This window comes from Exiguobacterium abrahamii, from assembly GCF_015645365.1.
Classification (GTDB): Bacteria; Bacillota; Bacilli; order Exiguobacteriales; family Exiguobacteriaceae; genus Exiguobacterium_A; species Exiguobacterium_A abrahamii.
This window is the reverse complement of the sequence record NZ_JADOYC010000001.1, coordinates 890,488-916,868: the sequence shown is the minus strand read 5'-3', so window position 1 is coordinate 916,868 and position 26,381 is coordinate 890,488. Positions and strand designations below refer to the sequence as shown.

Below are 26,381 nucleotides of genomic sequence, written 5' to 3'. Positions count from 1 at the left end.
CTTCCTCCACTTTATAAGATGAACTGACTTAAGTCTCGATCATCTGCTACTTTTCCAACTCGTTCCGTCACGTATTGTGGCGTGATCGTCACATCCGTCTCCGGCATGTCTGCTGCTTCGAAGGATAATTCTTCAAGAACGCGCTCCATGATCGTATACAAGCGTCGTGCTCCAATATTATCCGTCTCATCGTTTACCTGTGCAGCAATCCGTGCGATTTCACGAATGGCTTCTTCTGTAAAGGTGACATGAACATGTTCTGCCCCTAGTAATGCTTTATATTGTTTGAGTAATGCTTGATTCGGTTCAGTCAAAATTTTAACAAAGTCATCTTCTGTCAAACTGTCGAGTTCGACACGGATCGGGAAACGCCCTTGGAGTTCAGGAATCAGATCAGATGGTTTCGCCATATGGAACGCACCTGCAGCGATGAACAAGATGTGATCCGTCTTGACTGGACCATATTTCGTAACGATCGTCGATCCTTCAACGATCGGTAAGATGTCTCGTTGAACACCCTCTCGTGAAACACCAGCTGAATCATGTCCTTTTGTCGCGATCTTATCGATCTCATCGACGAAGATGATACCCATCTGTTCTGCGCGACGGACCGCTTCGTCATGGACTTCGTTCAAGTCAAGCAACCGTTCCGCTTCTTCTGCCGTCAGGATTGGTCGTGCTTCCTTGACTGTGAGCTGACGCTTCTTCGTTTTCTTCGGCATGACTTGTCCGAGCATATCCTGAAGATTCGCGAGCCCCTCCATACCTTGTTGCCCAGAGAATAAATCCACTTGACGTTCTTCGACATCGACTTCAATCATGCGATCCTCGAGTTGCCCTGTCAGTAATTGCTGACGAAGTAACGAACGGTCGGCTGTCGCTTCCGATGTATCCGGCTCTTGTTGCTTCTGGTTCCCGCCGAACAACATCTCAAACGGATTCGTTCCACCACCGAGACCAGATGACGCTTTTTTACCAGACAACGCATCGACGATTCGTTCGTTCGCCACTGCTTCCGCTCGATCTTTGAGCGCTTCCTTTTTCTCATCTTTGACAAGACGTAGAGACGCTTCTACAAGATCCCGCACCATTGACTCCACATCACGACCGACGTACCCTACTTCCGTGAACTTCGTCGCTTCGATTTTGACGAACGGCGCACGGACGAGTTTCGCGAGACGTCGCGCAATCTCTGTTTTCCCGACTCCGGTCGGTCCGATCATCAGGATATTCTTCGGTGTGACTTCATCCCGCATCGATGCATCGAGTAATTGTCGACGGTACCGATTACGTAAAGCAATCGCCACCGCACGTTTAGCATCCGCTTGTCCGATGACATGTTCATTTAACTTCTCGACGATTTGTCTTGGCGTCAATTCATGCATGGTCATTGCCTCCGATCGTTTCTAGGATGATTTGATCGTTCGTAAAGACACAGAGTTCACCAGCCGTCTCAAGAGCTGCGCGGGCGATCTCCTCTGCTGTGAGATGATTTGCATGTCGAGCTAACGCCCGACCTGCTGCAAGCGCATAATTACCACCTGAACCGATTGCGAGAATACCGTCATCCGGTTCGATGACTTCCCCGTTTCCGGATACAAGTAAGAGATGTGTTCCGTCCATGACGAGTAAGAGTGCTTCTAGTTGACGCAGCATCTTATCGCCGCGCCATTCCTTCGCCAGCTCAACTGCTGCCCGTTGTAAGTTCCCGTTATACATTTCAAGCTTCGCTTCGAATTTTTCAAAGAGTGTGAACGCGTCCGCGACACTTCCAGCAAATCCGGCAATGACTTTGCCACCGTAGAGGCGCCGTACTTTTTTCGCACTTTTCTTCATGATGACTTGGTTTCCGAAAGTCACCTGTCCGTCTCCGCTCATCGCGGATTGTCCGTTATGTTGAATCGCAAAAATCGTCGTTGCATGAAACATCAATGTTTCCTCCCTTAGGCACGAGGATGTGCTTGTTGATAAACATGTCGTAATCGTTCCGTCGTTACGTGTGTATACTGACCGGTCGTCGACAGTGATGCGTGTCCAAGTAACTCCTGGACCGCTCGCAAATCGGCGCCTCTTTCCAGTAAATCTGTCGCGAAACTATGACGAAGCGCATGTGGTGTCACATGTTTCCCAACAAGTTGTTCCCCTTTTTTCATGATTTTCCGAATCGCATCCGTCGTCAATCGACGCCCTGAATGAGACAAGAACAACGCTTGCTCATGACCTGCGACTGGATCTCGTGATGGTAAGTACAGTTCTAATGCATCTTTAGCAAAGGTTCCGATCGGTGCGATGCGTTCCTTCCCACCTTTTCCATACACATGGACGTAGGAGTGATCAGTCGCGAGATCACGAAGATCTAGTTGAACGACCTCGCTGACCCGCATACCCGTCGCATATAAAAGTTCTACTAACGCCACATTCCGGTTACCAAGCGTATCACTCGATCGAAAGGCATCGAGGAAACGTTCATATTCCGTTGGGACGAGGAATGTCGGAAGTCCTTGTTGTCGTTTTGGTGCTTTTAATCCATCGAATGGATTAGGCTCATCGGTGTCACGTGTCAAAAAACGACCAAATTGTTTGAGGCAGGAAACTTTTTGTGCAATCGTTGCCCGCGCCAGCTCCTGATCGTAAAGAGCATACAAATAACGCCGTGCACTTGCCAATTCAATCGATCGTAACTGATGATCGCGGCAAAAAGCGGCGTATTGTCGAAGTGTTTGATCATAAGAGCGACCTGTATTCGGAGATAATTGACGTTCAATATGAACATACCGCATGAAATCTTCTAGCAGTCGCTCAAAAGCAGTGTCTATCCCCATGAATGCGCCCCCTTCTGACCATTTCATTCTCGAATCGCCCTTAGCATAGCACAGACCAAGTAGTCTGACAATAGACCAAAAACCGAAAAATTAACGAAATTATCACGCTTTTATGACAAATTAAGAAATGGGGAGAAAGAGCGCTAAATCACGCCTTTCTCCCCATCAAAAATCACATATCCGTGAAATCTTTGATTGCTTCAAGTGCTCGCTCTGCATAGAGCGCATACTTCTCAGGTTTTTTCATCCGAACCGGATGCCCGACGAGTGCTGGTACCAATCCAAAGTTGGCATTCATTGGCTGGAAGTTCTTCCCTTCCGTCGTCGTGATATAGTGCGACATCGCACCCATCATCGTTTCCTGCGGGAACGTAACCGGTTCAGCCTCATTGATGAGACGTGCAGCGTTGATTCCTGCCGTTAAGCCGGACGCTGCTGACTCGACGTATCCTTCGACACCTGTCATTTGACCAGCAAAGAACAAGTCGTCACGTGTACGTGTCTGATACGTTGGTTTCAACAAATTCGGTGAGTTGACGAACGTGTTACGGTGCATGACACCATAACGGACGATTTCTGCATTCTCAAGACCAGGAATCAAGCGAATGATGCGCTTTTGTTCGCCCCATTTCAAATGTGTCTGGAAGCCGACAAGGTTGAACAATGTTCCAGCTGAGTTATCCTGACGCAATTGAACGACAGCATATGGTCGTTTGCCTGTCTTCGGATCTTCCAGTCCGACTGGCTTCATTGGTCCGAACAAGAGTGTTTTCGGTCCGCGAGAAGCGAGAACTTCAAATGGCATACAGCCCTCGAAGTAAATCTCTTTTTCAAATTCCTTCAGTGGAACGACTTCCGCATTAATCAGCTCATCATAGAAGAGCTGGAATTCTTCTTCCGTCATTGGACAATTCAAGTAGGCAGCTTCGCCTTTATCATATCGTGATTTCAGATAAACCTTCTCACGATCGATTGTGTCTCCATCGAGAATCGGTGCTGCTGCATCGAAGAAGTATAGATAATCTTCACCTGTGAATTGTTTAAGTGATTCCGATAATGCCGCACTCGTCAACGGACCCGTCGCGACGATCGTCGGACCATCTGGAATCGCTTCGATTTCTTCATGATGGACGGTAACGTTCGGATGGTTTTTCAACGTTTCCGTCACATATCCTGCGAAGTCATGCCGATCGACAGCAAGTGCTCCACCTGCTGGAACGCTTGCTAAGTCTGCTGCTTTCATGATCAAGGAATCGAGCTGACGCATCTCTTCCTTTAAGACACCAACTGCGTTCGTTAACTGGTTCGCTCGAAGTGAGTTCGAACAAACGAGTTCAGCGAATTGGTCTGTATGGTGCGCGGGTGTCTGTTTGACAGGTCGCATTTCATATAAGTCTACTTGTACGCCGCGTTTTGCAAGTTGCCATGCTGCTTCAGAACCTGCAAGTCCCGCGCCGATTACCGTTACACGTTTCAACGGTCATTCCTCCTCTTGCTCCTGATCGATGCGTGTTTCATGATGTCCACAAGATGTACATTCTACTTTCACACCGTTCTTGATTTTCTTTTGTACCATCATACTGCTACATACCGGACATGGTTCTTCGACCGGTTTATCCCATGAGACGAACTCACACTCCGGATAGTTCGAACAACCGTAGAACAAACGTCCTTTTTTACTACGACGTTCGACGATGTCGCCCGTTCCACATGTCGGACACTTCACACCGATCTCGACTTGGATCGGTTTCGTGTTACGACACTCTGGGAAGTTCGAGCACGCCATGAACTTGCCATAACGCCCCATCTTGATGACCATCGGATGACCACAGACTTCACAATCTTCTCCAGCCGGTTCATCTTTGATTTCAATCTTCTCGATTTCTGCTTCTGCTCGTGTCAGACGCTTTGCAAAGGACTTATAGATTGGATCGACGACTTCCGTCCACTGCATGTCACCTTTTTCGATCGCATCGAGTAAAGCTTCCATGTCTGCCGTGAACTGGACAGTGATGAACTCTTGGAAATAGTCGCTGATCATATCGATGACGAGTTCACCAAGTTCCGTTGGTAAGAATTTCTTCTCTTCAAGCGTCACGTAACCCCGTTTTTGAATCGTATCGAGTGTCGGCGCATACGTCGACGGACGACCGATGCCGAGCTCTTCCATCGCCCGGACGAGACGTGCTTCCGTATACCGTGGCGGTGGTTGTGTGAAGTGTTGTTTCGGTTCGATTGCTGATTGTTTCAACTCTTCTCCTTCATCGAGTGGAGGAAGTAGTCCTTCCTTGACGTCTGAAACCGCCTCATCGTCCGTATCTTCGATATAGACCTTCATGAAGCCCGGGAATTTAACGGTCGACCCGTTCGCACGGAACGTGACGTCGTTCGAGACGAGATCGATCTTGACGGTATCGAGAATCGCTGGCGCCATCTGGCTTGCGACGAACCGTTCCCAAATTAGTTTATATAAGCGGAACTGATCACGCGATAAATACGATTTGACGAGTTGTGGCTCGCGCATCGTCGAAGTCGGACGAACCGCTTCGTGTGCATCTTGTGAGTTCGCTGATTTCTTTTCTTTACGTTTCTCGCTTGCGATGTATTCTTTTCCGTACGCCTGCTCAATGAAACTGTGTGCTTCGAGGTTCGCCGAATCTGACGTCCGCGTCGAATCGGTACGCATATACGTGATTAAACCGACTGTACCTTCTTTTCCAATTTCGATTCCTTCGTATAGCTGTTGTGCGATCATCATCGTCTTCTTCGCTCGGAAGTTCAGCTTACGTGCTGCTTCCTGTTGCAAAGAGCTCGTCGTAAACGGTAACGCTGGATTCCGTTTCCGCTCTTTTTTCGTGACGGAATCAACTGTGAAGTCTTCTGAGAGTTGATTCAAGATTTGATCGACTTCTTCTTGCGAATGAAGTTCACGCTTCTTGCCGTCGACTCCGTAGAAGTTCGCTTCGAGCTTTTCACCGTTTGCATCAAGTTCGAGTTTGATCGTCCAGTATTCTTCAGGCATGAACGCATTGATTTCTTGTTCACGATCAATGATCATCTTGACGGCAACGGATTGAACGCGTCCCGCAGATAACCCTTTTTTAATCTTCTTCCATAATAACGGACTCATGCTGTAACCAACAAGGCGGTCCAAGATACGACGGGCTTGCTGCGCATCGACAAGATCATAGTTGAGCTTGCGTGGTCGCTTGAACGAATCCTTGATGGCATCTTTCGTGATTTCATTGAAGACGACGCGGCACTCCGTTGATTCATCAACGCCTAATGCTTTAGCTAAATGCCATGCGATCGCTTCCCCTTCACGGTCGGGGTCGGCTGCGAGATAGATTTTTTGTGCTTTTTTCGCAGCTGTCTTGAGTTCTTTTAAGACCGGACCTTTACCACGGATCGTGATATATTTCGGTTCATAGTCATGTTCGACGTCGACTCCCATTTGGCTTTTCGGCAAGTCAATGACGTGCCCCATCGACGCTTTCACGGTATAGTTGGATCCGAGATAACGTTTAATGGTTTTTGCCTTAGCGGGTGACTCGACGATTACTAGATATTTTGCCATTGCAATCGCTCCCTATTAGAGGCGTACTCGTATTTTAATCTCACTTATCATAGTAGTCTCGATTCCCATTTGTCAACGTTCAGCCGAATACTTTTTGAAACTTCTTCCGGATCAAGGAGTGGAATCGCTCCTTCTGCGATCAATTGATTCGTTCCGGTAAAGAACGATTCCGTGGGACAACCCGGCAAACAATAGACATCTTTTCCTTGGTCAAGCGCATGACTGGCAGTATTCATCGTACCGCTTCGTTTCGCCGCTTCGACGATGATCAAGGATGAGGACAATCCAGCAATGATCCGGTTCCGTTCTAGAAATTGAAATTTTTGAATAGGAGTTCCGGGTGGATATTCAGAGAGAAGAAGACCGTGTGAGAGGATACGTTCAAAAAGACTGGAGTGAGAAGTAGGATACAGACGATCAAGTCCTCCTGCGAGAACCGCAATCGTTGTCTGCTGATGTTTTAAGGACAAGCGATGGACGAGGGCATCGATACCATAGGCACCTCCGGAAACGGTGGCGAGATCTGGATGAAAGAAGGGTTGCAGGAAACGCATACGGGAAAGATGGTGCGGTGAGGGGGTTCGACTACCGATGATACTGACGCGTGGAAGTGTTAGACTGGACGGATCACCGCGGTAAAAGAGGGCATAGACCGGTTGAGGGATCGTCAGTAACACAGTCGGAAACAGTGGATCTCCTTTGACTAGAATCGATTCTTCGATCCAATCAAGCTGGAGTGCTTGTTCATACCGTTTTCGAAGACGCGTCGAAACGGGTAATTCATGACTGGGAACGATTCCGAATTGCTCAATCAATTGGACGATCGTGTACGGTACCTGACACATGGCGAAGCGGACATACAGTTCACGTTTCATGAGATCAGCGCTCCTTATTTAAGCTTCTTATTTATATAGAAGAAAGCCGTCCTGATTTGATCAGGACAGCTTCTTTTTTGATTTATTTGACTGTGCTGTTCGTCACGCACTCGTCATAGATCCCTGCTTCTTTGATGACACGGATTAACGTCTCACCAATGACAGCTGGTGTTTCTGCCACTTCGATTCCGTTTGCACGGAGTGTCTTGATTTTTTCAGCAGCTGTTCCTTTACCGCCAGAGATGATCGCACCTGCGTGACCCATCCGTTTGCCGGCAGGAGCTGTTTGACCACCGATGAAACCAATGACTGGTTTCGTCATGTTCGCTTTGACCCACTCAGCCGCTTCTTCTTCAGCTGTTCCACCGATTTCTCCTAACATGATGACGGCTTTTGTTTCTGGATCTTCATTGAACGCTTTGAGCGTATCGATGAAGTCCGTTCCATTGACCGGGTCGCCCCCGATACCAACAGCTGTCGATTGACCGATGCCAGCCGTCGTCAATTGATGGACAGCTTCATATGTCAAAGTCCCAGAACGTGAGACGATACCGACATGACCTGGTGTATGGATGTATCCTGGCATGATACCAAGTTTCGCAACACCTGGAGTGATGACGCCCGGGCAGTTCGGTCCGATGAGACGAACTGGTTTGCCTTCGAGGTAACGTTTTACTTTGACCATATCAAGAACTGGAATACCTTCTGTGATACAGATGATCAACGCGATGTTCGCATCTGCTGCTTCCATGATTGCATCCGCTGCGAATGCTGGTGGAACGTAGATGATCGATGCGTTCGCACCCGTTTTTTCGACCGCTTGTGCGACCGTATCAAAAACAGGAACACCACCGAGTACTTCCGTACCGCCTTTTCCTGGTGTGACACCGCCTACGAGGTTTGTGCCGTAGTCGATCATCTGTTCACCGTGGAACATCCCTTGGTTACCAGTAATCCCTTGAATAATGACTTTCGTCGATTCGTTCACCCAAATACTCATCTTTAGCTCCCCCTTACTTCACGAGCGCAGCGATTTTTTCTGCGCCGTCTGCCATTGATGTAGCTGCTGTAATCGCTAGACCTGAATCTTTGAGAATTTGTTTCCCTGCATCAACGTTCGTCCCTTCAAGACGAACGACGAGTGGCAATTCGAGACCGACTTCTTTTGTCGCCGCAACGATACCTTCTGCGATGACGTCACATTTCATGATTCCACCGAAGATGTTGACGAAAATCCCTTTGACGTTCTCATCCGATAAGATCAGTTTGAAGGCTTCTGTTACTTTTTCCTTCGTCGCACCACCACCGACATCAAGGAAGTTCGCAGGATCACCACTGAAGTGTTTGATGATATCCATCGTTGCCATGGCAAGACCAGCACCATTGACGAGACAACCGATGTTTCCATCGAGCGCGATGTAGTTCAAATCACTCTTTGATGCTTCGACTTCGCGTGGATCTTCTTCTGTTTCATCACGTAACGCCACGATGTCCGCATGACGATACAATGCATTTGAGTCGAAGTTCAACTTCGCATCGAGTGCGAGGACTTCGCCATCTTTCGTCGTAACGAGTGGGTTGATTTCTGCGATCGAACAATCCTTGTCGACGAAGAAGTTGTAGAGTTTCGTGACCATACCGACGAACTTGTTGACGAGCTTCACAGGAACACCCATTGCGAACGCAAGTTTACGCGCTTGGAATCCTTGAAGACCAACTGCAGGATCGACGACTTCCTTGATGATTTTTTCTGGTGTCGCTTCCGCCACCTCTTCGATGTCCATACCACCTTCGCTTGATCCCATGATGACGACACGGCCTGTCACACGATCAAGTACGATTCCAAGATAGTATTCTTTGTCAATCGCACACCCTTCTTCGACAAGAAGACGTTGAACGACTTTTCCTTCTGGACCTGTTTGGTGCGTGACGAGCGTTTTGCCGAGTAACTCCGTCGCATATTCCTTCACTTCTTCTTGCGATTTCGCAAGCTTGACGCCACCTGCTTTACCGCGTCCCCCCGCGTGAATTTGAGCTTTGACGACTTTAATCGGGCCTGACAATTGTTCTGATGCATCGACCGCCTCTTCGACGGTGAAGGCTGCGATTCCGTTTGGTACGGGTACACCGTACGAACGAAGTAATTCTTTTGCCTGATACTCATGTACATTCATGAAAAAATCCCCCTTAACCCCTTTAGTTTCGGCTCTTTCATTGTAGTTAAAATTGGAAGCGCTGTCTATCGTTATCGACCGAAAGCTTTATTTTTTCAGAATTTCATCTTGATCGAGACGATATAAAAAGGCGAATAACTCAGCGATGACACCGTATAATTCTTCCGGAATCTGTTCTGATACTTGAACAGCATCTAGTAACGTCATCAACGTTTCGTCCTGCCGGATCGGAATATCATGTTTTAATGCCTCTTCTAAAATCCGTTCTGCGATATGTTCCGATCCCTTAGCAACGACCTTTGGGGCATGCATCTGTTCTTCGTATGATAGAGCTATTGCTTTTTTCATATATGAAGATCCACCCTTCCGTTACGCGTTGAGATATCATGCGGTACGCGCTCTTTCGTCTGTTCGACCCAATCGAATCGCATCAATGCATAGCCTTGTTCCTCAAGACGAGTCTGGATTTGCGGTGTGTAGGCTTGCATGAACGTATTGACGTGCGCGTTCGGATGAAAGACGGAAATCGAAACATTCCGGTCTGCGATCAAGACGTCAACAGCGACCTCACCGAGCGTCGGTAATTGAAGATACAAGACAACGCGGGCATGATTTGGATCAAACGTCCGTTCGAACGGTGCTTCCATCATGAGATCCACATCTTCGAACGGTCCAAATTGAGGTAATTGAAATAAATAGACTCCTTTCCCTGCCTCGTTCGTTGCTTGGACGAGTTGTTGCGCTAAAATCTGATCACTCGTCTTTCGATCAAGCGTTCGACCTGTCTCGTCACCCTTTGCCAGTTGAACGAGTTCGGTAAGGGCGTGCTTTAACTGCTTCGCTTCTCCTTCCGTCACCGGTTGACCAATTTGCCTTAGGAGTTCCCGTGTTTGTGCAGTCGGTACCGCCTGACGTTGTAAAAAGGAGTCGAGTAACTGGGGGAGAGCCGACTTTTGCGGAACAGACTCGGTCGAGATGATTTTTAAGACTGGTTGTCCCTCTGCTGAAACGACTTGAAAGCGATACATGTTCCCTTCTTTTAGTTCAGCCGTCGTCCCTGCCGTCAAGACGCGTTGCCCGACTTGGAGTTCCATCAATCCGTCCGGCAACAGCTTTAGAACTTTACCGACGATGTTTGCGCCTTCCCGTAACGGTAGGTTCGCATGATCGATGATTTTAAATGGAAGTAAGGCGCGATGTTCGATTTGCATGCTCGATTCCTCCTAAAGACGTTCTTTGACAGGACGGAATGTTTTCCGGTGAATCGGTGTGACGCCCAGTGTATCGAGCGCTTGTAAATGTATCGGTGTTCCGTAACCTGCGTGTGTTTCAAATCCATATCCCGGATACTCGATCGCATATTGTTCCATCATCGCATCTCGTGTCTCTTTCGCAACGACACTTGCAGCAGCAATCGAGACACTCCGCGCATCTCCTTTGATAAGAGAGAGTTGTGGTGTATCGTCGTCGAGTGTCATCGCATCGACAAGTAAGGCATCCGGTTGCAAGTGGTGTACTGCGTCTTGCATCGCCCGTTTCGATGCTTGATAGATATTGATTTCGTCGATTTCAGCCGGTTCGATGATGCCGATTGCAATCTCAGCCACTTCTTGCAAATGCTTCAGTGCCGCTTGCCGCTGTACTTTACTCATCTGTTTTGAATCCGTTAGTCCTGGATGATAGAAACCGTCTGGTAAGATGACCGCTGCTGCGACGACAGGACCAGCTAGTGGACCTCGTCCTACTTCGTCCACTCCTGCAATTCGAACGTACCCTTGTTGACGATACTCGTCTTCAAATGCGAGCCGTTCCTTGAAATCGATCCGTTGCTGCTCTTCGAGTGCAAATCGTCGTTCTGTCTGACGAAACAGGGTATGCACCCCTTTTCGCGTATCTAAAGCCAGTTCCTGCTTCAGTTGAATAAATTCTTCTAGTGTTGCTTTTTGCAATCGTTCTTTTACTTCTGCTATCTTCATACATCCTGCTCCTTTGAAAAAAACTTGGACATCAAAGGATGTCCAAGTCCGTTATGCATGCGTTTCCCACTCTTCGACTGTTTCAAGCGTCACCCGACCGAGCTTTTCCGTTCGTAGCTCATGCAGGAGCATTTCGCTCGTCCGCTCGAAATCGACATAGCCACCTGAGACGAATCCACGCTTTTTACCGATTTCTTCAAGTACATCAACCGCTTCTCCCGATACTTCGTCGAGTCGATAGCGCTCACGTAACTGCTCCGGATACCGTGTCTTTAGCTCACGAAGGGCAAATAGCGCGATATCGTCGATGTTTAAGATATCATCCTTGATCGCTCCCGTCGCTGCTAACCGATAGCCGACGACTTGATCGTCGAACTTCGGCCAGAGGATACCCGGCGTATCAAGTAATTCCATCTCACCTGTCTTCATCTTGATCCACTGCTGGCGTTTCGTCACACCTGGACGGTCACCCGTGATAGCGATATTTCGGCCAGCAAGTCGATTGATGAGCGTCGATTTCCCGACGTTCGGAATGCCGATGATCAAGGCACGGATTGCACTCGGGTTCCGACCCTTCTCCCGCATCCGTGCATGTTTTTCTTTCATTAGTCGTAAAGCGCCCTCATGGATTTGATTCAATCCTTTATTGTGCTTCGCGTCAACCGCAACGACATCAACACCATCTGCTCGTAATGCCTGCATCCATTGCTCCGTCACTCGTTTGTCCGCCATATCCGCCTTGTTGAGGACGATCAATCGTGGCTTACCTGCTGTGATCTGCTCGACCATCGGATTACGGCTCGACATCGGAAGACGGGCATCGACGAGTTCGATCACCACATCGATCAACTTTAATTTTTCTGTGACTTCCCGACGTGCTTTGGCCATGTGACCGGGGAACCATTGAATCGTCATATCCTTCACCTCGTTCATATATTCCTGGACTTCTTGCTGATCATACGATACATGAAAAAACATCCACTCCCTAGTATACGCAACTTCAGACAAGAAAAGAAGATGAGCTGCTTACTTTTAACGGCAAGCGTCTCATCTTCTTTCGTTTTAATCGACAGAGCGTACATCATTGAATGGATAGAAGACGAAGTTCGTCGTTCCGACGATTTGATCTTCATCCACAAAACCGATATCACGACTATCTTTTGAATTTTGACGATTATCTCCCATGACGAATACTTTCCCTTTTGGAACAGTCGTCTCTCCTGTTCGCTCTTCAAGCGTGAAGTCTTCCGTCAATGGCACACCACTCATCTGGGCTTTGTATTCTTTCAAATACGGTTCGGCGACTTTCTTATCGTTGACATACAATGTATCGTCTTTGTAATACATCGTATCTCCCGGAACAGCGATGACCCGTTTAATGTAGTCTCGCGTTTCCGTTGCATGGAAGACGACGATATCGCCTCTTTCTGGTTCATTAAAATAGTATGGGACCTTATTGACGATCATTCGATCCGCATTGTGTAAGGTTGGCATCATCGATTCCCCATCAACGATGACGGGTACGAACAGAAACGTTCGAATGATGAACGCGATGACGAGCGCTACGACGAGCGCCTTTACCCAACTAAATAACTCCTTCACGAATTCCACTCCCTTGATTAACGCAATTTCTTCCTAAGGACTAGTATACGCATAAACTGTAAAAAAAAGAAGCTTGTCCGGAGACAAGCCACTTTTTCACATGATTAACGACGAATTTCTTTAATACGCGCCGCTTTACCACGAAGGTTACGGAGGTAGTAAAGTTTCGCACGACGGACTTTACCGTAGCGAACGACTTCGATTTGTGCAACACGTGGTGAGTGGAGCGGGAAAGCACGCTCAACGCCAACTCCGTAAGAAATTTTACGGACTGTGAATGTTTCACTGATGCCGCCACCGTGACGTTTGATGACTACGCCTTCGAAGAGCTGAATACGCTCACGCGTACCCTCGACGACTTTAACGTGTACACGGACTGTATCCCCAGGACGGAACGCAGGGACGTCTGACTTGATTTGTTCTTGTGTAAGTTCACGGAACAATTGTTGTGTGTTCATGAATGATTTCTCCTTTTTTCACCAATGTTCTTATCTTCATTTGCTTCAAGCATCCGACAGCGGAACATCGTTAATGGGTGGCTTTTGCCACATGTTTTAACTTATCATAGATTCAGTCGTTTGACAATCCTGAAATCGAGTCTAAATAACGCTGATCTTCATCCGTTAACGATGCATCCACGAGAAGATCAGGGCGCCGCTCATATGTCCGCTTCAGCGACTGTTCCCGTCGCCATTTTTCAATCCGAGCATGGTTGCCTGATAGCAAAACATCGGGTACTCGGTACCCTTTATATTCTGCAGGACGTGTATAGTGCGGGTATTCGAGAAGTCCTGTTGAGAAGGAATCATCTTCGTGACTCGCAGACGCACCGAGGACGTCCGGTAAGAGGCGGACGACGGCGTCAATCATCGTCATCGCAGCGAGTTCTCCTCCCGTCAAGACGAAATCTCCGAGCGAAACCTCATCCGTCACCAACTGATCATGGATTCGCTGATCAAACCCCTCATAGTGACCACATAAGAAGACGAGTTCTTCTTCGTTTGCCCACTCTTCCGCCATTCGTTGCGAAAACCGTTTACCGGTCGGTGTCATGACGATGATTCGTCGCTTTCGTTCCGGCAGACTTGCCATCGCATCAAAGACGGGTTGAGGTGTCAACAGCATGCCCGCTCCTCCCCCATACGGATAATCATCGACCTTACCATGTCGATTCGTTGAAAAATCTCGAAAATTGATGGTTTCAAGTATGACGTGTTGATCGTCTTGCGCTCGCTTGACAATCGAATGGTCAAGCGCTGAAAACATTTCTGGAAACAACGTCAATACACGGATGTTCATTCTTCAATCAGTCCCGGAAGCGGCGTGATCTGAATGCGTTTCTGTTCGACGTCGACGGAAGCGACGACTTGTTCGATATACGGAATCAGGACGTCTTTTTTTCCGTCACGTTTGATCGTCCAGACGTCATTTGCGCCCGTTTCGAGAATGTCGGATACGACTCCGATTTTCGTCTCACCGTCATAAACCGTACAACCGATGATCTCATGATAGTAAAATTCATGCTCGTCTAAGTCCTGTAAGTCTTCTGCGTGGACATAGAGCTTCAATCCTTTGTACTTCTCGACGTCATTGATATGATGCATCCCTTTGAACGTCACCATGATGAATTGTTTATGCTTCCGGTAGCCACTGATCGTTACCGGTGTATACGTGCCTTCAGAGCCGAGAAAGACTTCTTTTCCGACCTTAAAGCGTTCTTCCGGGAAGTCCGTGCTTGCAAGTAGCTTCAATTCCCCTTTTAGACCGTGCGTGTTGGCGATTTTCGCAATTTCCAACCATTCCATATGTTTCACTTCCTTTCTTGAATTAAAAAAAGGAGGTAAGCTTTCGCTCACCTCCTAACGTCTTACTTCGCGAGTTTCGCGTTGTGGAATTTCTCCATGATACCAGCTTGTGAGAAGAGGTTACGAACTGTGTCCGAAGGTTTAGCACCTTCAGAGAGCCATTTAAGAGCTAGCTCTTCGTTGATTTTAACTTCTGCTTCTGGTTTAGCAACTGGATTGTAGTATCCGATTTGCTCGATGAAACGACCATCACGTGGTGCACGTGAGTCTGCTACTACCACACGGTAGAAAGGTGATTTTTTTGCGCCCATGCGCTTAAGACGAATTTTAACTGCCATTCGTAAGTCCCTCCAAATAATAAATGATTTTTTCGTTTAGTCAAATTGACAACTTCATTAGTATACAACGTTACAGCGAAAGAGAAAAGACTTTTAAAAGAATGGAAGACCAAAGCCTTTCTTTTTCCCTTTGCCCATCTGTCCGGAAAATTGTTTCATCATTTTCCGCATGTCTTCGAACTGTTTAATGAGGCGGTTGACTTCTTGGATACTGCGTCCGCTACCGCGGGCAATCCGCTTCCGACGGCTCGCATTCAAGATTTCAGGTTCAGTCCGCTCTCGCTTCGTCATCGATTGGATGATCGCTTCGACATACACGAGTTGCTTCTCATCGATTTGGGCGTTTTTCAACCCCTTCATCTTCCCTTTACCTGCCCCAGGGATCATTCCCAACAGTTCGTCGAGTGGACCCATCTGTTTCACTTGCTGCAACTGCTCGATGAAATCATCGAATGTAAACGATGCATCGCGCATTTTGCTTTCTAACTCTTTGGCACGCGTAGCGTCCATTTGTGACTCTGCTTTTTCAATCAGTGTCAGCATGTCTCCCATGCCTAGAATCCGAGACGCCATCCGCTCGGGATAGAATGGTTCGATGGCATCGAGCTTCTCTCCAAGACCGACGAACTTAATCGGTGCTCCGGTGACTGCCTTGATGGAGAGTGCTGCACCACCTCGCGTATCTCCGTCGAGCTTCGTCAGAACGACTCCCGTTACGCCAAGCTTTTCGTTGAAGCTCTCTGCGACGTTGACGGCATCCTGACCCGTCATCGAATCGACGACAAGGAAGATTTCATGCGGTTTGGCGATCTCCTTAACATCAACGAGTTCCTGCATCAGTTCCTCATCGACGTGTAAGCGACCTGCCGTATCGATCAACACGATATCGTGATGATGCTCTTTTGCATAATCGAGTGCACCGGTAACGATTTCTTGTGGACTAACCTGATCTCCCATCGAGAAGACCGGCAACTCCAATTGTTTACCAAGTGTCTCTAATTGTTTGATTGCTGCCGGACGATAAATATCCGCCGCAACAAGCAAAGGACTACGATTATGTTTTTTACGTAAATGATTGGCAAGTTTACCCGTTGTCGTTGTTTTACCTGCCCCTTGCAGACCGGTCATCATGATGACGGTCGGGGGACGGTTCGCAAGCGTCAACGGTGACACTTCTGCACCCATCAGATTCGTCAATTCATCGTGGACGATTTTGACGACTTGTTGCCCTGGCGTCAATGACGTCATGACATCTTGACCGACGGCGCGTTCCTTTACATCATTTACGAATTGTTTGACGACCTTGAAGTTGACGTCGGCTTCGAGTAGCGCTAAGCGAACTTCGCGCATCATCTCTTTGACGTCTGCTTCAGAAATCTTACCTTTACCTCGCATTTTAGCGAGACTGGCTTGAAGCCGTTCCGATAATCCTTCGAATGCCATTAAGAATGCCTCCTACTCTAATTGCTCCAATGTCTCAATGATCACTAGGGCTTCACCCGGAAGGTCGCATTGCTTCAGCTGATCGAGTAACTGCTTTCGCCGTTCGTGTTTCTTGAACAGCGATAGTCGTTCTTCATACTGCTCGAGCATGGCTTCCGTGCGTTTTATGTTGTCGTAGACTGCTTGTCGGCTGACTTCAAACTCATCGGCGATCTCACCTAAGGAAAAGTCATCTAAGTAATAGAGTGACATGTAATTCCGTTGTTTTGGCGTCAAAAGCTCCTGATAAAAGTCAATCAGATAATTCATCCGGTTCGTTTTATCAAGTGTCATTCGAGCACCTCCGCAATGTTAAGTGAAATTCCTTTACAGATAGTATAGTACAGCCCTCACAGTGTGTTGTCAAGTTTTTTTCTTTACATGAAACGTCGCTTATTCCGCGCTTTCTTCCGTGTCGACGTTTTCTTTTTCTTCAAAGACATCGCCGAACAGTCCATACACGAATTGTTCTGCGTCAAACGGTTGTAAATCATCGATCTTTTCACCGAGACCCACGAACTTAACCGGCAGATTCAGCTCGTTCTTGATCGCAAGAACAATCCCACCTTTTGCTGTTCCGTCAAGTTTCGTTAAAACGATTCCGCTGACGTCCGTCGCTTGTTTGAAGGCTTTTGCCTGCACCATCGCGTTCTGCCCTGTTGTTGCGTCAAGTGCTAGTAACACTTCATGGGGGGCGCCTGGAATTTCACGTTCGATGACGCGTTTGACCTTTTCGAGCTCGTTCATCAAATTGACCTTGTTTTGTAGGCGTCCTGCCGTATCACAAATCAGGACGTCGACCTTACGTGCTTTTGCTGCTTGGACGGCGTCATAAACGACAGCAGCCGGATCGGAGCCTTCGCCTTGACGAATGACCGGTACACCGGAGCGTTCGCCCCAGACTTGCAGTTGATCGATCGCACCAGCCCGGAACGTATCCCCCGCTGCTAACATGACGCTCTTACCTTCTTGTTTTAATCGGTTCGCAAGTTTCCCAATCGTTGTCGTCTTACCGACCCCGTTGACACCAACGAAGAGGATGACATTCAGCTCATGATCAAGATCAAGGGCTGTCTCTTCTTCTTCGACTAACATGTTCGCGACGACTTCAACGAGGACATCCCGGACTTGTTTTGGATCCTTGACGTTACGTCGTTTGACTTCTGTCTTTAATTCTTCGACCAAATCCATCGTCGTCGTCACACCGACGTCTGCTTGGATCAACACTTCTTCTAACTCTTCGAAAAAGTCTTCATCGACTTCACGGAAGCGGTAGACGAGATCATTGACAGCACTCGCTAATCCGTCGCGTGTCTTCGTCAAGCCTTCCGTAAATTTAGTCGTGACTTCTTGTGTCGAAGTCGTCAAGCGGTCTTTCAGTTTTTTAAAGAAACTCATCGTTTAATCTCCTTTGGTTCTTCACTTAATGTACGTCGTGCCTCTTCTAGTTTAACGGATAACACTTCAGATATCCCGTTTTGTTGCATCGTGACGCCGTAAAGGACGTCTGCCGCCTCCATCGTTCCTTTTCGATGGGTGATGATGACGAACTGTGTTTCGCGTGCTAGCTGATGGACGAACTCGCCGAATCGCGCGACGTTCGCTTCGTCAAGCGCCGCCTCGACCTCATCGAGGACACAGAACGGGACAGGACGTGTCTTTAGAATCGCAAATAATAAGGCGATGGCTGTCAAGGCACGCTCTCCACCGGACAAGAGCGATAAATTCTGCAGCTTCTTACCAGGCGGTTTCGCAACGATATCAATTCCACTCGTCAACAGATCACTCGGGTCAACAAGGACTAGATCGGCTTCACCGCCCCCGAATAACTCTCGGAATGTTTCTCGGAAGTGTTCTCGGACAGCATCATACGTTTGACGGAACAACCGAATGACTTCTCGGTCCATCTCTTCGATGACGCCATAGAGATCCGTTTTAGCAGCGACGAGATCATCCCGTTGCGCGGATAGGAACGTAAACCGTTCATCGACCTCTGCGAATTCCTCAATCGCACCGATGTTGACGATACCGATTTCTTCGAGTTGGCGTTTGAGCAGATGAATTTCCTCTTTTGCCTCTTCATACGATAAATCAAGAGGTGCAATCAGTTCGAGCAGTAATCCCATTTCTTCCAGCATTTCTTGTCTTGTCTCAAGACGCGTGCTCGTTTTCCCTTGCGAGAGTCGTAGTTGCTCGAGTGCCTGTTTCGTCGTTTGTTGATCGTCCTTCGTCTTCGCTTCGCGGATCCGGATCAAGCGCAGGGATTCTGCTTGTACTTGAATCCGTTGCCCGATTGCGACGAGTTCGGTCTCGACCCGTTCCTGTTCCTGTTCCTGTTCGCGCTGTTCCGCGTGCAAGGAATCAATCTTCGCTTCATCGAATCCTTCAAGGACATGACGCAAGTCACGGCGTTTATGACCACGTTCAAGCTTCGCGTGACTGACCTGTTCCGTCAGGCGTTCGATCTCTTGAGAAAGCTGCGCTTGTTTCATTTGAATCGTTCGCTCTTCGAGAACTGCTTCTGCTTGTTCCTTCTTCAGTTCGTCCATCGTGACGGCACCACGGGCTTGCGCATCCTTGAGACGATCTAAGGCTTGTCTGAGCTCTGTTTGACGCTCCGTCCATTTTGCAATCTCGACTTCCGACGTCTCGATGATTCGACGTGCTTCCTGTTCTTGTTCGAGTACACGTGCCATCTGTCGATCTTCAACCGACAATTCAGACGTCATGACAGCGAGATGACGGTTCGCATCTGCTAACGTATCGCGCGATTGTTCGAGTTGCCCTTGTAATGCTTGAATCGTTTCTGTCCGTGTCCGAGCAGTAGCATCAAGAGTCTGAATCGCCGCTCTCAAATCTTCCAAGCGCCGCATCTGCTCCCGAATGACCGCTTGCCCGCGCGTCAGTCCCTCTTTTAACTCGTCAAGTTCGCGCGATTGACTGAACAATGGTGTACCTTTTTTCCGACTTCCGCCGGTCATCGTACCACCGACGTTGACGACATCTCCTTCGAGCGTGACGAGACGATAGCGATGTCCTGTTGAACGGGCGATTTGGTTCGCCTGTTCAAGTGACTCGACGACGAGTGTCGTACCGAGCAAGTTCATCTTTAATTTCGTCAACGTCTCGTCTGTCGTCACGAGATCACTTGCGATCCCGACGAATCCAGACATCCCCCCGACTTGTTCTCGCACGGAACGATTGACTTCGCGTGCTTGGAGTGAGGCGAGCGGCATGAACGTCGCTCGACCGGCATTTAATCGTCGAAGCTCCTGGATCAGACGACGTCCTGTCGCATCGGTATCAACGACGATGTTTTGCATCGCCCCACCAAGTGCTGTCTCGATTGCCGCTTCAAACCGCGCCGGAACCGAAATCAGCTCCGCGACCGCTCCGTAAATACCTGGGTGCTGATCTCGTTGTTTTAAAATCGTCTTAACGGCACCGAAATAACCGCTATAGTCGGCTTTGACGGATTCAAGGAATTCAATTCGGTCTTCCGTCTTATGCCGACGTCGCTCTAAATCCGCAACGGACTGTTCGACTTGGCGTAACGCATGTTGTTGTTCATTTCGTGCTGCAAGTGCCGTTGTCTCTTCTTCTGTTGCTTGGTCCAACTTCGTCCGGATTGAAGCGACATCCGCTTCTAGTCGTGCGACGTCTTCCTCGAGTTGACGACGCGTCGATTGTTTCGTACCGCTGTCCGCCGTAAATGAACGTTGTTGTTCTTCTGCCTGCATGAGATCTTGCTTCGCCCGGTTATAGGCATTATTCGTCGCAGCTAATCGACTCGCCACTTCAAAGGCTTCCGAACGTAATACTTCGGCTTCCTTATCAAAATCACGATCGGTTTGTGTCAGCGCTTGATCGGCTCGTTCTCGCTCAGCCGTGATCTGTTTTGCTTCCTGATCGACTTCTGCTTGGCGTTCCTGTAAAGCGGTCAGTTCGAGTTCCAGTTCCTTGACGCGTTCTTCGACAACGGCAACCTCTTGTTCGAGTCGCTCTTTCGTCTCGGTCCCGTGTTTTTCACGCTCTTTCGCTAGATTAAGGGCACCTTGGATTTCAACCAGTCGCGTCGAGACATGTCGAAGTTGCTCCTGCAACGCGTTTTCTTGTTGTCGTTCTTCTTCAAGCGCCGATTCTTGATTCTCTCGGGACACGACGGTCTCTTCGTAAGTCGTCTTTTGAGACGCAAGGCGTTCTTCACATTGTGCGATGTCACGCGCCAATGTTTCGAGCTCCGTCTGATACGTCGTGATTTCATGCGCCAAGATACCACGCTCGAGGACATCATGCCGTTCTCGAGCGACGAGATACTCCTTCGCGAGCGCCGCTTGTTCACGTAACGGCTCGATTCGTCCGCCGAGTTCATATAAAATATCATCGACACGCGATAGATTCGCTTCCGTATCACTTAATTTCCGCTCGGCTTGCTTCTTGCGATGACGATACTTCAAAACGCCTGCTGCTTCTTCAATGACAGCACGACGTTCTTCCGGTTTACCCGAAATGACTTGTTCAACTCGCCCTTGTCCGATGATTGCAAAAGCATCACGCGACAAGCCTGTGTCCATGAACAGATCAAGAACATCCTTCAGGCGACATGGTTTTTTATTTAAAAAATAATCGCTGTCTCCGTTGCGGCTGACACGCCGCGTGACGCTGATTTCCTGATACGGCAACGCAACCGTTCCCGACTCGTTGTCTAAGACGAGCGTCACCTCGGCAAATTGTTTCCGGTGTTCAGACAGACTGCCGGCAAAAATGACGTCTTCCATCTTCGCCCCACGCAGTGACTTCGCAGATTGTTCTCCGAGTACCCAACGGACAGCGTCCGATATATTTGATTTCCCACTTCCGTTCGGTCCGACGACTGCCGTGACACCCGGAAGGAATTCTAGTTCAGTTCGACTGGCAAATGATTTGAAGCCATTGATTTCAATTCGTTTTAAGTACATCTTGATCACCCGTATGTTTAAATTTCTTTTGAATTTCTTTCAGTTTACCATAGCCGAAACGCTAGCAACATGATAGGTTTTAAGGTAGTATCACGCGAAACAAGAAGAAGAGGAGCGAATAACACGATGACGATTGAACAAATGATTGAAGCGATCTTAGATAAATTGAACATCATCAACAAAGGGGTCATTAAAGCAGAACAGTTCGACGGCTCAAAAAATGAGGACTTAAAAGAGATTTATGAGTTCGTCATGATGCGCGACTCGTTATCACTTGCAGAGGTCGACGCGATCGTTGACGAACTGAAATCCCTTAAGACTGTCTAATCAAACGAACTTCACACGATAAAGGCCGATCATCTCTCACGTATTCGAGAGATGGTCGGCCTTTTGTTGCTTAAAACTGTTTCTTTAATTCAAGTAAGGCTTGTTTTGCCGCCTGTTGCTCTGCCTCTTTTTTCGATCGACCAGTCCCGATCCCTTCCAGCTCATCCGCGACTTGGACACGCGAGATGAATTCCCGACTATGCGCCGGACCGCGCTCTTCGATGATTTCATACTCGATGACACCTAAGCCGACACGTTGAATCGCTTCCTGTAATTGACTCTTGAAGTCCGTCTGTTCTTCGAAGAAGCCTGTCGCCACTTTCGGAAAAACCGCTTCGGCGAGGAATCGTTCGGCTGCTTCGATGCCTTGGTCAAGATACAAGGCGCCAATGAAGGATTCGAAGACATCCGCAAGTAAGGCTGGACGATTCCGACCACCGGTCAGTTCTTCCCCCTTACCTAACAGAATCATATCGGAAAACTGATAGTGATTCGCAAATTGGACGAGTGACGGTTCACAGACGATTGCCGCTCGCAATTTCGTTAATTCCCCCTCGGAACGTTCCGGGTAGTGTTCGAATAGATAGCGTGACACCGTCAACTCTAAGACCGCGTCCCCTAAAAATTCTAGGCGTTCGTTATCCCCTTCAGACTCGCGTTGTTCATTGACGAACGAAGAGTGCGTGAAGGCTTGTTTTAATAGCTCGACATTAGAAAACGTGATATTCAGGCGCTCTTGTAACGCTTCGAATTTCTGCTCGATTTGAGCGAGCGTCCGAGCATCCTTGCGTCGTTTTACATAGGGTCCTTTTCGGACACGACGTCCTTTTTGATTCGTCATAGTTCCTCCTAAACAGCTAAAGCCCACCGCAAATTGCGGTGGGTCAGCTTCAATGATCAGACTTGTGTTTCGATGTAGTTGACGACATCGCCGACAGTCTTCAAGTTTTCTGCTTGCTCATCTTCGATCGTGATTTCGAACTTGTCTTCTAAGTCCATGACGAGTTCCATGACTTCGAGAGAGTCTGCACCGAGGTCGTCTTTGAACGATTTATCAAGTGTGATTTCACTTTGTTCTTTTCCTAATTTTTCTGCGATTGCTTCTTGTACGTCTACTAAGATTTGTTCTTTTGTCATTTTAAAATCCCTCCATGAGTTGAGTATATAAGATGATTGCCGATTTGGCAAAGTACTACCGTTAGTTGTGTTACATCGTCATGCCGCCATCGACGGCAAGAGTTTGTCCTGTGATGTATCGCGCTTCATCTGAAGCGATGAAACTGACGAGTGAAGCAATATCGTCGGTTTGACCGAAGCGTTTCAACGGAATTTGCCCGAGTGACAGGTTCCGCTGTTCTTCCGTCAATTCGTCCGTCATGTCCGTTTCGATGAATCCTGGACAGATGGCATTGACTGTGACGCCTTTACTCGCGAGTTCACGTGCGACGGATTTCGTCAGCCCGATCAGACCCGCTTTCGCTGCGACATAGTTCGCTTGCCCTGGATTTCCGGAAATACCGACGACTGATGCGATGTTGATGATACGACCGCTTGTTTTTAACAATGGACGTGTCGCAGCTTGCGTGACGAGAAACGCACCTTTGAGGTTTGTATCGATGACAGCATCGAAATCCGCTTCCTTCATGCGCATCAGCAAACCATCACGCGTGATGCCGGCATTATTGACGACACAATCCAGTTGACCGAACGTGTCGATCGTCTGTTTGATCATCTGTTTGACAGCATCTGCTTCAGCGACATTCGCTTGAATCGCGAGTGCCTCTCCGCCTGCTTCCTTGATTTCACGGACGACTGCTTCCGCCTTGTCCGTGCTTCCTGCATAGTTGACGACGACACGGAAACCATCTGTTGCCAATCGCTTCGCGATGGCAGCTCCGATGCCGCGTGACGCGCCAGTGACGAGTGCTACTTTACTCAACGAATTCCCTCCGCTTCCAATTGCTCAAGTGTCTTGATGCTGATGATTTTCGCATCTTTTTTGATTCGTTTCACGAGACCGCTCAACGGAGATGATGGACCAAACTCGATGAATGTATCCGCACCTTCTTCGATCAGACGCTCGACGCATGATTCGAATCGAACCGGTGAGTAGAGCTGCTGAACGAGCAAACGAATCAATTCGTCTGGTTGATCGTGGAACGCACTGTCGACGTTCGAGATGAATTTCGTCTTCGCCGCTTCAAACGGTGACGAGACGAGAATGTCTTCGAATCGTGGTGCGAATGGTGTCATGAGTGACGAATGGAACGCACCTGAGACATCAAGCGGTAAGACACGTTTTGCTCCGAGCTCTTTTAACTTCGCTGTAGCGGATTCGACCGCTGCGATTTGTCCGGAGATGACGAATTGCCCAGGACAGTTGTAGTTGGCGATTTGAACGATTTCTCCCGTCGCCGCAATCGATTCGACCGCGTGATGGGCTGCCTCGACATCATTCATGCCGATGACCGCCGCCATCGTTCCACCCGTGACTTGATTCATGAGTTTTCCGCGTTCGCGGACGAGATAGACGGCTTCAGACGGTGTGATGACAGAAGCTGCAACGAGCGCGCTATATTCTCCAACACTGTGTCCGAGTACGAAATCAGGTGTATGTCCTTGTGCTGCGTACTGCTGTGCGAGTAATGCACTGTGTGCGACGATGGCTGGTTGAGCAATGTCTGTCGCTTTCAATTCATCCTTCGTCCCTGTCGTCATCAGCGTCGTCAGATCCAGACCAATTCGCGTTCCGAGGTCAGCGAGTGCTTGGCGTGTCTCGTCTTGCGTGATGAGCGTCTGTCCCATTCCAGGCGTCTGTGACCCTTGTCCCGGAAACATCCAAACTGTTTTCCCCATCTCGTCTCACTCCTTCTTAACGTGCTTCTGTTGCCTTCGCTTGAACGATTTTGGCAACGACTTCTTGTTCAACCATCTTTTCTGCTTGAACGAGCGCTCGGCTGAATGCGTAGGCATTACTTGAACCATGCGCCTTAATGACCGGAGCCGCTATGCCGAATAGTCCGGCACCGCCATATTCTTCATAAGCGAGCAACTGCTTCATTTTTTTTAACTTCGGTTTCAGTACGAGAGCGGCTAGCTTTGATGTCCACGAGCTCATGAATTGTTCTTTCATGACACCCATGATCATACTGGCTGCCCCTTCAGTACTCTTAAGTAACGTGTTACCGGCAAAACCTTCCGTGACGATGACATCGACGTCACCGCTCATCGCTTCTCTCGCCTCGACGTTCCCAACGAAATGAATCGGTGCTGTCTCAAGTAGCGGATACGTTTCCTTCGTCAGTGCATTCCCTTTACCGGCTTCTGATCCGATATTCAGGAGTCCGACTTTTGGACGTGTGATGCCGCGAACTTGTTCTGCGTAGACAGACCCCATGATGGCATAATCGAGCAAATGCTCTGCCTTCGCATCCGGGTTGGCGCCAACATCTAAGATGACGACACCTTTCCCATTACGTGTCGGGAAAGTCGGGGCCAGTGCAGGACGGTCAACTCCTTCGATTCGACCGATGACGAACAATCCGGCAGTCATGAGCGCTCCCGTGTTGCCTGCTGAAATCAAGGCATCTGCCTCTCCTGATTTCACCAGGTTTGCAGCCACAACGAGTGAGCTATCTTTCTTGCGGCGAATCGCACGTACCGGTTCGTCTTCTCCGGTGATGACGGATGCCGCGTGGACGATCGTCACGCGCGGATCCTCGATTGAGTATGAGCGTAATTTCAACTCATCTCCGACTAGTCGGATATCGATGTTTTCGTTTGGACGTTCTGCCAAATAGGCAACGACCCCTTCTACGATGGCACGGGGTGCGTGGTCGCCCCCCATAGCGTCAACTGCTAAAATCATTTCGATTCCTCCTTACTACTTCGATACACCGTGAACTCACCGATGAAGACACATTCTTCACCGACATAACTCTCCACCGTGATGTCAGAACGACCATCTTGACGATGGGAACTGACGAATGCCTTCGCAACGACGCGTTCCCCGACATGAACGGAGCGTGTGAACTGAACGTTCGCACGTGTCGTCAACGCGAGTTCATCGTCGATGAGCGCAATCGCAAGCGAGTTTGCCTGCGCGAACAAAATATGTCCGCGGGCGATCGCATTCCGACTAAACGCATGTTCCGGCAAAATCTCAAGGATCGAGATCGCAGATGTATCGAGTTTCAGGTCAATCATATCACCAATGACTTCATTTTCAGTCAACGTACGCACATCATCCAGTCGTTCGGTCGCGACGTGTTTAATTCGCTCCCGTAATTCCGGAATCTTTAATTCCATCCGGTCGAGACGAATCGTCTGGATACTGACACGGAATCGTGTCGCCAGCGCTTCATCCGTGATGAACGGATTTTGCTCGATCGTCTGTAATAATTCTTGTTGTCTCTCTTTTTTAGGTACCCGCATGTATGTTCCTC

Annotated in this window: 28 protein-coding genes; 1 reads left to right on the top strand and 27 read right to left on the bottom strand. The window is 48.6% G+C overall.

The genetic code is table 11. The features are described 5' to 3' along the window. Window positions 1-11 precede the first annotated feature (11 nt). From hslU to smc, 21 genes are all read right to left on the bottom strand, one after another. Window positions 12-1,385, bottom strand: coding sequence for an ATP-dependent protease ATPase subunit HslU (gene hslU, locus ITJ88_RS04515; protein WP_023468726.1), 1,374 nt, complete (start codon window positions 1,383-1,385; stop codon window positions 12-14). Then, window positions 1,378-1,929 (bottom strand): ATP-dependent protease subunit HslV, encoded by a 552-nt coding sequence (gene hslV, locus ITJ88_RS04510; protein WP_195864771.1) that lies wholly within the window; start codon window positions 1,927-1,929, stop codon window positions 1,378-1,380. The genes hslU and hslV overlap by 8 nt, the downstream gene beginning before the upstream one ends. Before the next feature lie 14 nt (window positions 1,930-1,943). Next, on the bottom strand, window positions 1,944-2,822 hold the full coding sequence (locus ITJ88_RS04505; protein ID WP_023468728.1) for a tyrosine recombinase XerC: 879 nt from the start codon (window positions 2,820-2,822) through the stop codon (window positions 1,944-1,946). Window positions 2,823-2,994: 172 nt separating this feature from the next. Continuing rightward, window positions 2,995-4,299: an FADH(2)-oxidizing methylenetetrahydrofolate--tRNA-(uracil(54)-C(5))-methyltransferase TrmFO gene (gene trmFO, locus ITJ88_RS04500; protein ID WP_058264804.1), complete on the bottom strand. Its 1,305-nt coding sequence runs from the start codon at window positions 4,297-4,299 to the stop codon at window positions 2,995-2,997. A gap of 3 nt (window positions 4,300-4,302) precedes the next feature. Then, window positions 4,303-6,399, bottom strand: a complete 2,097-nt coding sequence (topA, locus tag ITJ88_RS04495) for a type I DNA topoisomerase (RefSeq protein ID WP_195864770.1) — start codon at window positions 6,397-6,399, stop codon at window positions 4,303-4,305. Window positions 6,400-6,446: 47 nt separating this feature from the next. Beyond that, the gene (gene dprA, locus ITJ88_RS04490) at window positions 6,447-7,274 is read right to left on the bottom strand and encodes a DNA-processing protein DprA (protein WP_195864769.1); all 828 of its coding nucleotides are present in this window, start codon (window positions 7,272-7,274) and stop codon (window positions 6,447-6,449) included. 82 nt (window positions 7,275-7,356) lie between these two features. Next, entirely contained in the window at window positions 7,357-8,274 is a 918-nt protein-coding gene (gene sucD, locus ITJ88_RS04485) for a succinate--CoA ligase subunit alpha (RefSeq protein ID WP_023468731.1), read from the bottom strand. 13 nt (window positions 8,275-8,287) lie between these two features. Next, window positions 8,288-9,448, bottom strand: coding sequence for an ADP-forming succinate--CoA ligase subunit beta (sucC, locus tag ITJ88_RS04480; RefSeq protein ID WP_023468732.1), 1,161 nt, complete (start codon window positions 9,446-9,448; stop codon window positions 8,288-8,290). An 87-nt stretch (window positions 9,449-9,535) separates the two neighbouring features. Further along, window positions 9,536-9,796: an EscU/YscU/HrcU family type III secretion system export apparatus switch protein gene (locus ITJ88_RS04475; RefSeq protein ID WP_023468733.1), complete on the bottom strand. Its 261-nt coding sequence runs from the start codon at window positions 9,794-9,796 to the stop codon at window positions 9,536-9,538. Then, window positions 9,793-10,659, bottom strand: coding sequence for a flagellar hook-length control protein FliK (locus tag ITJ88_RS04470; RefSeq protein ID WP_195864768.1), 867 nt, complete (start codon window positions 10,657-10,659; stop codon window positions 9,793-9,795). The genes ITJ88_RS04475 and ITJ88_RS04470 overlap by 4 nt, the downstream gene beginning before the upstream one ends. A 12-nt stretch (window positions 10,660-10,671) precedes the next feature. Further along, complete coding sequence (locus ITJ88_RS04465; RefSeq protein WP_195864767.1) at window positions 10,672-11,424, bottom strand: ribonuclease HII; 753 nt, start codon at window positions 11,422-11,424, stop codon at window positions 10,672-10,674. A gap of 51 nt (window positions 11,425-11,475) precedes the next feature. Next, entirely contained in the window at window positions 11,476-12,339 is an 864-nt protein-coding gene (ylqF, locus tag ITJ88_RS04460; RefSeq protein ID WP_195864766.1) for a ribosome biogenesis GTPase YlqF, read from the bottom strand. Window positions 12,340-12,486: 147 nt separating this feature from the next. Further along, window positions 12,487-13,026 carry a signal peptidase I gene (gene lepB / locus ITJ88_RS04455; RefSeq protein WP_064299642.1) on the bottom strand — a complete coding sequence of 180 codons (540 nt, stop codon included), beginning with the start codon at window positions 13,024-13,026 and terminating at the stop codon, window positions 12,487-12,489. A 104-nt stretch (window positions 13,027-13,130) separates the two neighbouring features. Beyond that, on the bottom strand, window positions 13,131-13,484 hold the full coding sequence (gene rplS, locus ITJ88_RS04450; RefSeq protein ID WP_023468738.1) for a 50S ribosomal protein L19: 354 nt from the start codon (window positions 13,482-13,484) through the stop codon (window positions 13,131-13,133). Between the two features lie 112 nt (window positions 13,485-13,596). Beyond that, complete coding sequence (trmD, locus tag ITJ88_RS04445; protein WP_023468739.1) at window positions 13,597-14,325, bottom strand: tRNA (guanosine(37)-N1)-methyltransferase TrmD; 729 nt, start codon at window positions 14,323-14,325, stop codon at window positions 13,597-13,599. Continuing rightward, complete coding sequence (gene rimM / locus ITJ88_RS04440) at window positions 14,322-14,831, bottom strand: ribosome maturation factor RimM (RefSeq protein ID WP_023468740.1); 510 nt, start codon at window positions 14,829-14,831, stop codon at window positions 14,322-14,324. Before rimM ends, trmD begins: the two co-directional genes overlap by 4 nt. Window positions 14,832-14,893: 62 nt before the next feature. Then, entirely contained in the window at window positions 14,894-15,169 is a 276-nt protein-coding gene (gene rpsP / locus ITJ88_RS04435; RefSeq protein WP_023468741.1) for a 30S ribosomal protein S16, read from the bottom strand. A gap of 93 nt (window positions 15,170-15,262) precedes the next feature. Next, window positions 15,263-16,612, bottom strand: a complete 1,350-nt coding sequence (ffh, locus tag ITJ88_RS04430; RefSeq protein ID WP_023468742.1) for a signal recognition particle protein — start codon at window positions 16,610-16,612, stop codon at window positions 15,263-15,265. Between the two features lie 12 nt (window positions 16,613-16,624). Continuing rightward, window positions 16,625-16,945 (bottom strand): putative DNA-binding protein, encoded by a 321-nt coding sequence (locus tag ITJ88_RS04425; protein ID WP_023468743.1) that lies wholly within the window; start codon window positions 16,943-16,945, stop codon window positions 16,625-16,627. A gap of 99 nt (window positions 16,946-17,044) precedes the next feature. Beyond that, on the bottom strand, window positions 17,045-18,049 hold the full coding sequence (gene ftsY, locus ITJ88_RS04420) for a signal recognition particle-docking protein FtsY (RefSeq protein ID WP_195864765.1): 1,005 nt from the start codon (window positions 18,047-18,049) through the stop codon (window positions 17,045-17,047). Continuing rightward, on the bottom strand, window positions 18,046-21,609 hold the full coding sequence (smc, locus tag ITJ88_RS04415; protein WP_195864764.1) for a chromosome segregation protein SMC: 3,564 nt from the start codon (window positions 21,607-21,609) through the stop codon (window positions 18,046-18,048). The genes ftsY and smc overlap by 4 nt, the downstream gene beginning before the upstream one ends. 126 nt (window positions 21,610-21,735) lie before the next feature. On the opposite strand from smc, the gene ITJ88_RS04410 reads away from it, so the two are divergent. Continuing rightward, on the top strand, window positions 21,736-21,936 hold the full coding sequence (locus tag ITJ88_RS04410; RefSeq protein WP_023468746.1) for a DUF1128 family protein: 201 nt from the start codon (window positions 21,736-21,738) through the stop codon (window positions 21,934-21,936). A gap of 70 nt (window positions 21,937-22,006) precedes the next feature. Here ITJ88_RS04410 and rnc read toward each other — a convergent pair whose 3' ends face one another. From rnc to fapR, 6 genes are all read right to left on the bottom strand, one after another. Then, a complete protein-coding gene (rnc, locus tag ITJ88_RS04405; RefSeq protein ID WP_023468747.1) occupies window positions 22,007-22,777 on the bottom strand; it encodes a ribonuclease III in 771 nt (256 codons plus the stop codon). 56 nt (window positions 22,778-22,833) lie between these two features. After that, window positions 22,834-23,073, bottom strand: coding sequence for an acyl carrier protein (gene acpP / locus ITJ88_RS04400; protein ID WP_029342095.1), 240 nt, complete (start codon window positions 23,071-23,073; stop codon window positions 22,834-22,836). A 70-nt stretch (window positions 23,074-23,143) separates the two neighbouring features. Then, window positions 23,144-23,875, bottom strand: a complete 732-nt coding sequence (gene fabG, locus ITJ88_RS04395; RefSeq protein ID WP_035396763.1) for a 3-oxoacyl-[acyl-carrier-protein] reductase — start codon at window positions 23,873-23,875, stop codon at window positions 23,144-23,146. After that, the gene (gene fabD / locus ITJ88_RS04390) at window positions 23,872-24,792 is read right to left on the bottom strand and encodes an ACP S-malonyltransferase (RefSeq protein WP_195864763.1); all 921 of its coding nucleotides are present in this window, start codon (window positions 24,790-24,792) and stop codon (window positions 23,872-23,874) included. The genes fabG and fabD overlap by 4 nt, the downstream gene beginning before the upstream one ends. Window positions 24,793-24,808: 16 nt before the next feature. Further along, the gene (gene plsX, locus ITJ88_RS04385) at window positions 24,809-25,804 is read right to left on the bottom strand and encodes a phosphate acyltransferase PlsX (protein WP_195864762.1); all 996 of its coding nucleotides are present in this window, start codon (window positions 25,802-25,804) and stop codon (window positions 24,809-24,811) included. Continuing rightward, the gene (gene fapR, locus ITJ88_RS04380) at window positions 25,801-26,370 is read right to left on the bottom strand and encodes a transcription factor FapR (protein ID WP_023468752.1); all 570 of its coding nucleotides are present in this window, start codon (window positions 26,368-26,370) and stop codon (window positions 25,801-25,803) included. Before fapR ends, plsX begins: the two co-directional genes overlap by 4 nt. Window positions 26,371-26,381: the final 11 nt, after the last annotated feature.

Excerpts from the sequence above, each read along its gene's own strand:
- ftsY (WP_195864765.1), bottom strand. The coding sequence starts at position 18,049 with ATGAGTTTCTTTAAAAAACTGAAAGACCGCTTGACGACTTCGACACAA.
- fabD (WP_195864763.1), bottom strand. The coding sequence starts at position 24,792 with ATGGGGAAAACAGTTTGGATGTTTCCGGGACAAGGGTCACAGACGCCT.
- topA (WP_195864770.1), bottom strand. The coding sequence starts at position 6,399 with ATGGCAAAATATCTAGTAATCGTCGAGTCACCCGCTAAGGCAAAAACC.
- plsX (WP_195864762.1), bottom strand. The coding sequence starts at position 25,804 with ATGATTTTAGCAGTTGACGCTATGGGGGGCGACCACGCACCCCGTGCC.
- ITJ88_RS04470 (WP_195864768.1), bottom strand. The coding sequence starts at position 10,659 with ATGCAAATCGAACATCGCGCCTTACTTCCATTTAAAATCATCGATCAT.
- ffh (WP_023468742.1), bottom strand. The coding sequence starts at position 16,612 with ATGGCATTCGAAGGATTATCGGAACGGCTTCAAGCCAGTCTCGCTAAA.
- rpsP (WP_023468741.1), bottom strand. The coding sequence starts at position 15,169 with ATGGCAGTTAAAATTCGTCTTAAGCGCATGGGCGCAAAAAAATCACCT.
- rnc (WP_023468747.1), bottom strand. The coding sequence starts at position 22,777 with ATGACGAATCAAAAAGGACGTCGTGTCCGAAAAGGACCCTATGTAAAA.
- fapR (WP_023468752.1), bottom strand. The coding sequence starts at position 26,370 with ATGCGGGTACCTAAAAAAGAGAGACAACAAGAATTATTACAGACGATC.
- rimM (WP_023468740.1), bottom strand. The coding sequence starts at position 14,831 with ATGGAATGGTTGGAAATTGCGAAAATCGCCAACACGCACGGTCTAAAA.
- hslU (WP_023468726.1), bottom strand. The coding sequence starts at position 1,385 with ATGCATGAATTGACGCCAAGACAAATCGTCGAGAAGTTAAATGAACAT.
- ITJ88_RS04425 (WP_023468743.1), bottom strand. The coding sequence starts at position 16,945 with ATGACACTTGATAAAACGAACCGGATGAATTATCTGATTGACTTTTAT.
- rplS (WP_023468738.1), bottom strand. The coding sequence starts at position 13,484 with ATGAACACACAACAATTGTTCCGTGAACTTACACAAGAACAAATCAAG.
- sucC (WP_023468732.1), bottom strand. The coding sequence starts at position 9,448 with ATGAATGTACATGAGTATCAGGCAAAAGAATTACTTCGTTCGTACGGT.
- ITJ88_RS04505 (WP_023468728.1), bottom strand. The coding sequence starts at position 2,822 with ATGGGGATAGACACTGCTTTTGAGCGACTGCTAGAAGATTTCATGCGG.
- smc (WP_195864764.1), bottom strand. The coding sequence starts at position 21,609 with ATGTACTTAAAACGAATTGAAATCAATGGCTTCAAATCATTTGCCAGT.
- ylqF (WP_195864766.1), bottom strand. The coding sequence starts at position 12,339 with ATGACGATTCAATGGTTCCCCGGTCACATGGCCAAAGCACGTCGGGAA.
- hslV (WP_195864771.1), bottom strand. The coding sequence starts at position 1,929 with ATGTTTCATGCAACGACGATTTTTGCGATTCAACATAACGGACAATCC.
- ITJ88_RS04410 (WP_023468746.1), top strand. The coding sequence starts at position 21,736 with ATGACGATTGAACAAATGATTGAAGCGATCTTAGATAAATTGAACATC.
- ITJ88_RS04465 (WP_195864767.1), bottom strand. The coding sequence starts at position 11,424 with ATGAAGATAGCAGAAGTAAAAGAACGATTGCAAAAAGCAACACTAGAA.
- trmD (WP_023468739.1), bottom strand. The coding sequence starts at position 14,325 with ATGAACATCCGTGTATTGACGTTGTTTCCAGAAATGTTTTCAGCGCTT.
- sucD (WP_023468731.1), bottom strand. The coding sequence starts at position 8,274 with ATGAGTATTTGGGTGAACGAATCGACGAAAGTCATTATTCAAGGGATT.
- acpP (WP_029342095.1), bottom strand. The coding sequence starts at position 23,073 with ATGACAAAAGAACAAATCTTAGTAGACGTACAAGAAGCAATCGCAGAA.
- dprA (WP_195864769.1), bottom strand. The coding sequence starts at position 7,274 with ATGAAACGTGAACTGTATGTCCGCTTCGCCATGTGTCAGGTACCGTAC.
- ITJ88_RS04475 (WP_023468733.1), bottom strand. The coding sequence starts at position 9,796 with ATGAAAAAAGCAATAGCTCTATCATACGAAGAACAGATGCATGCCCCA.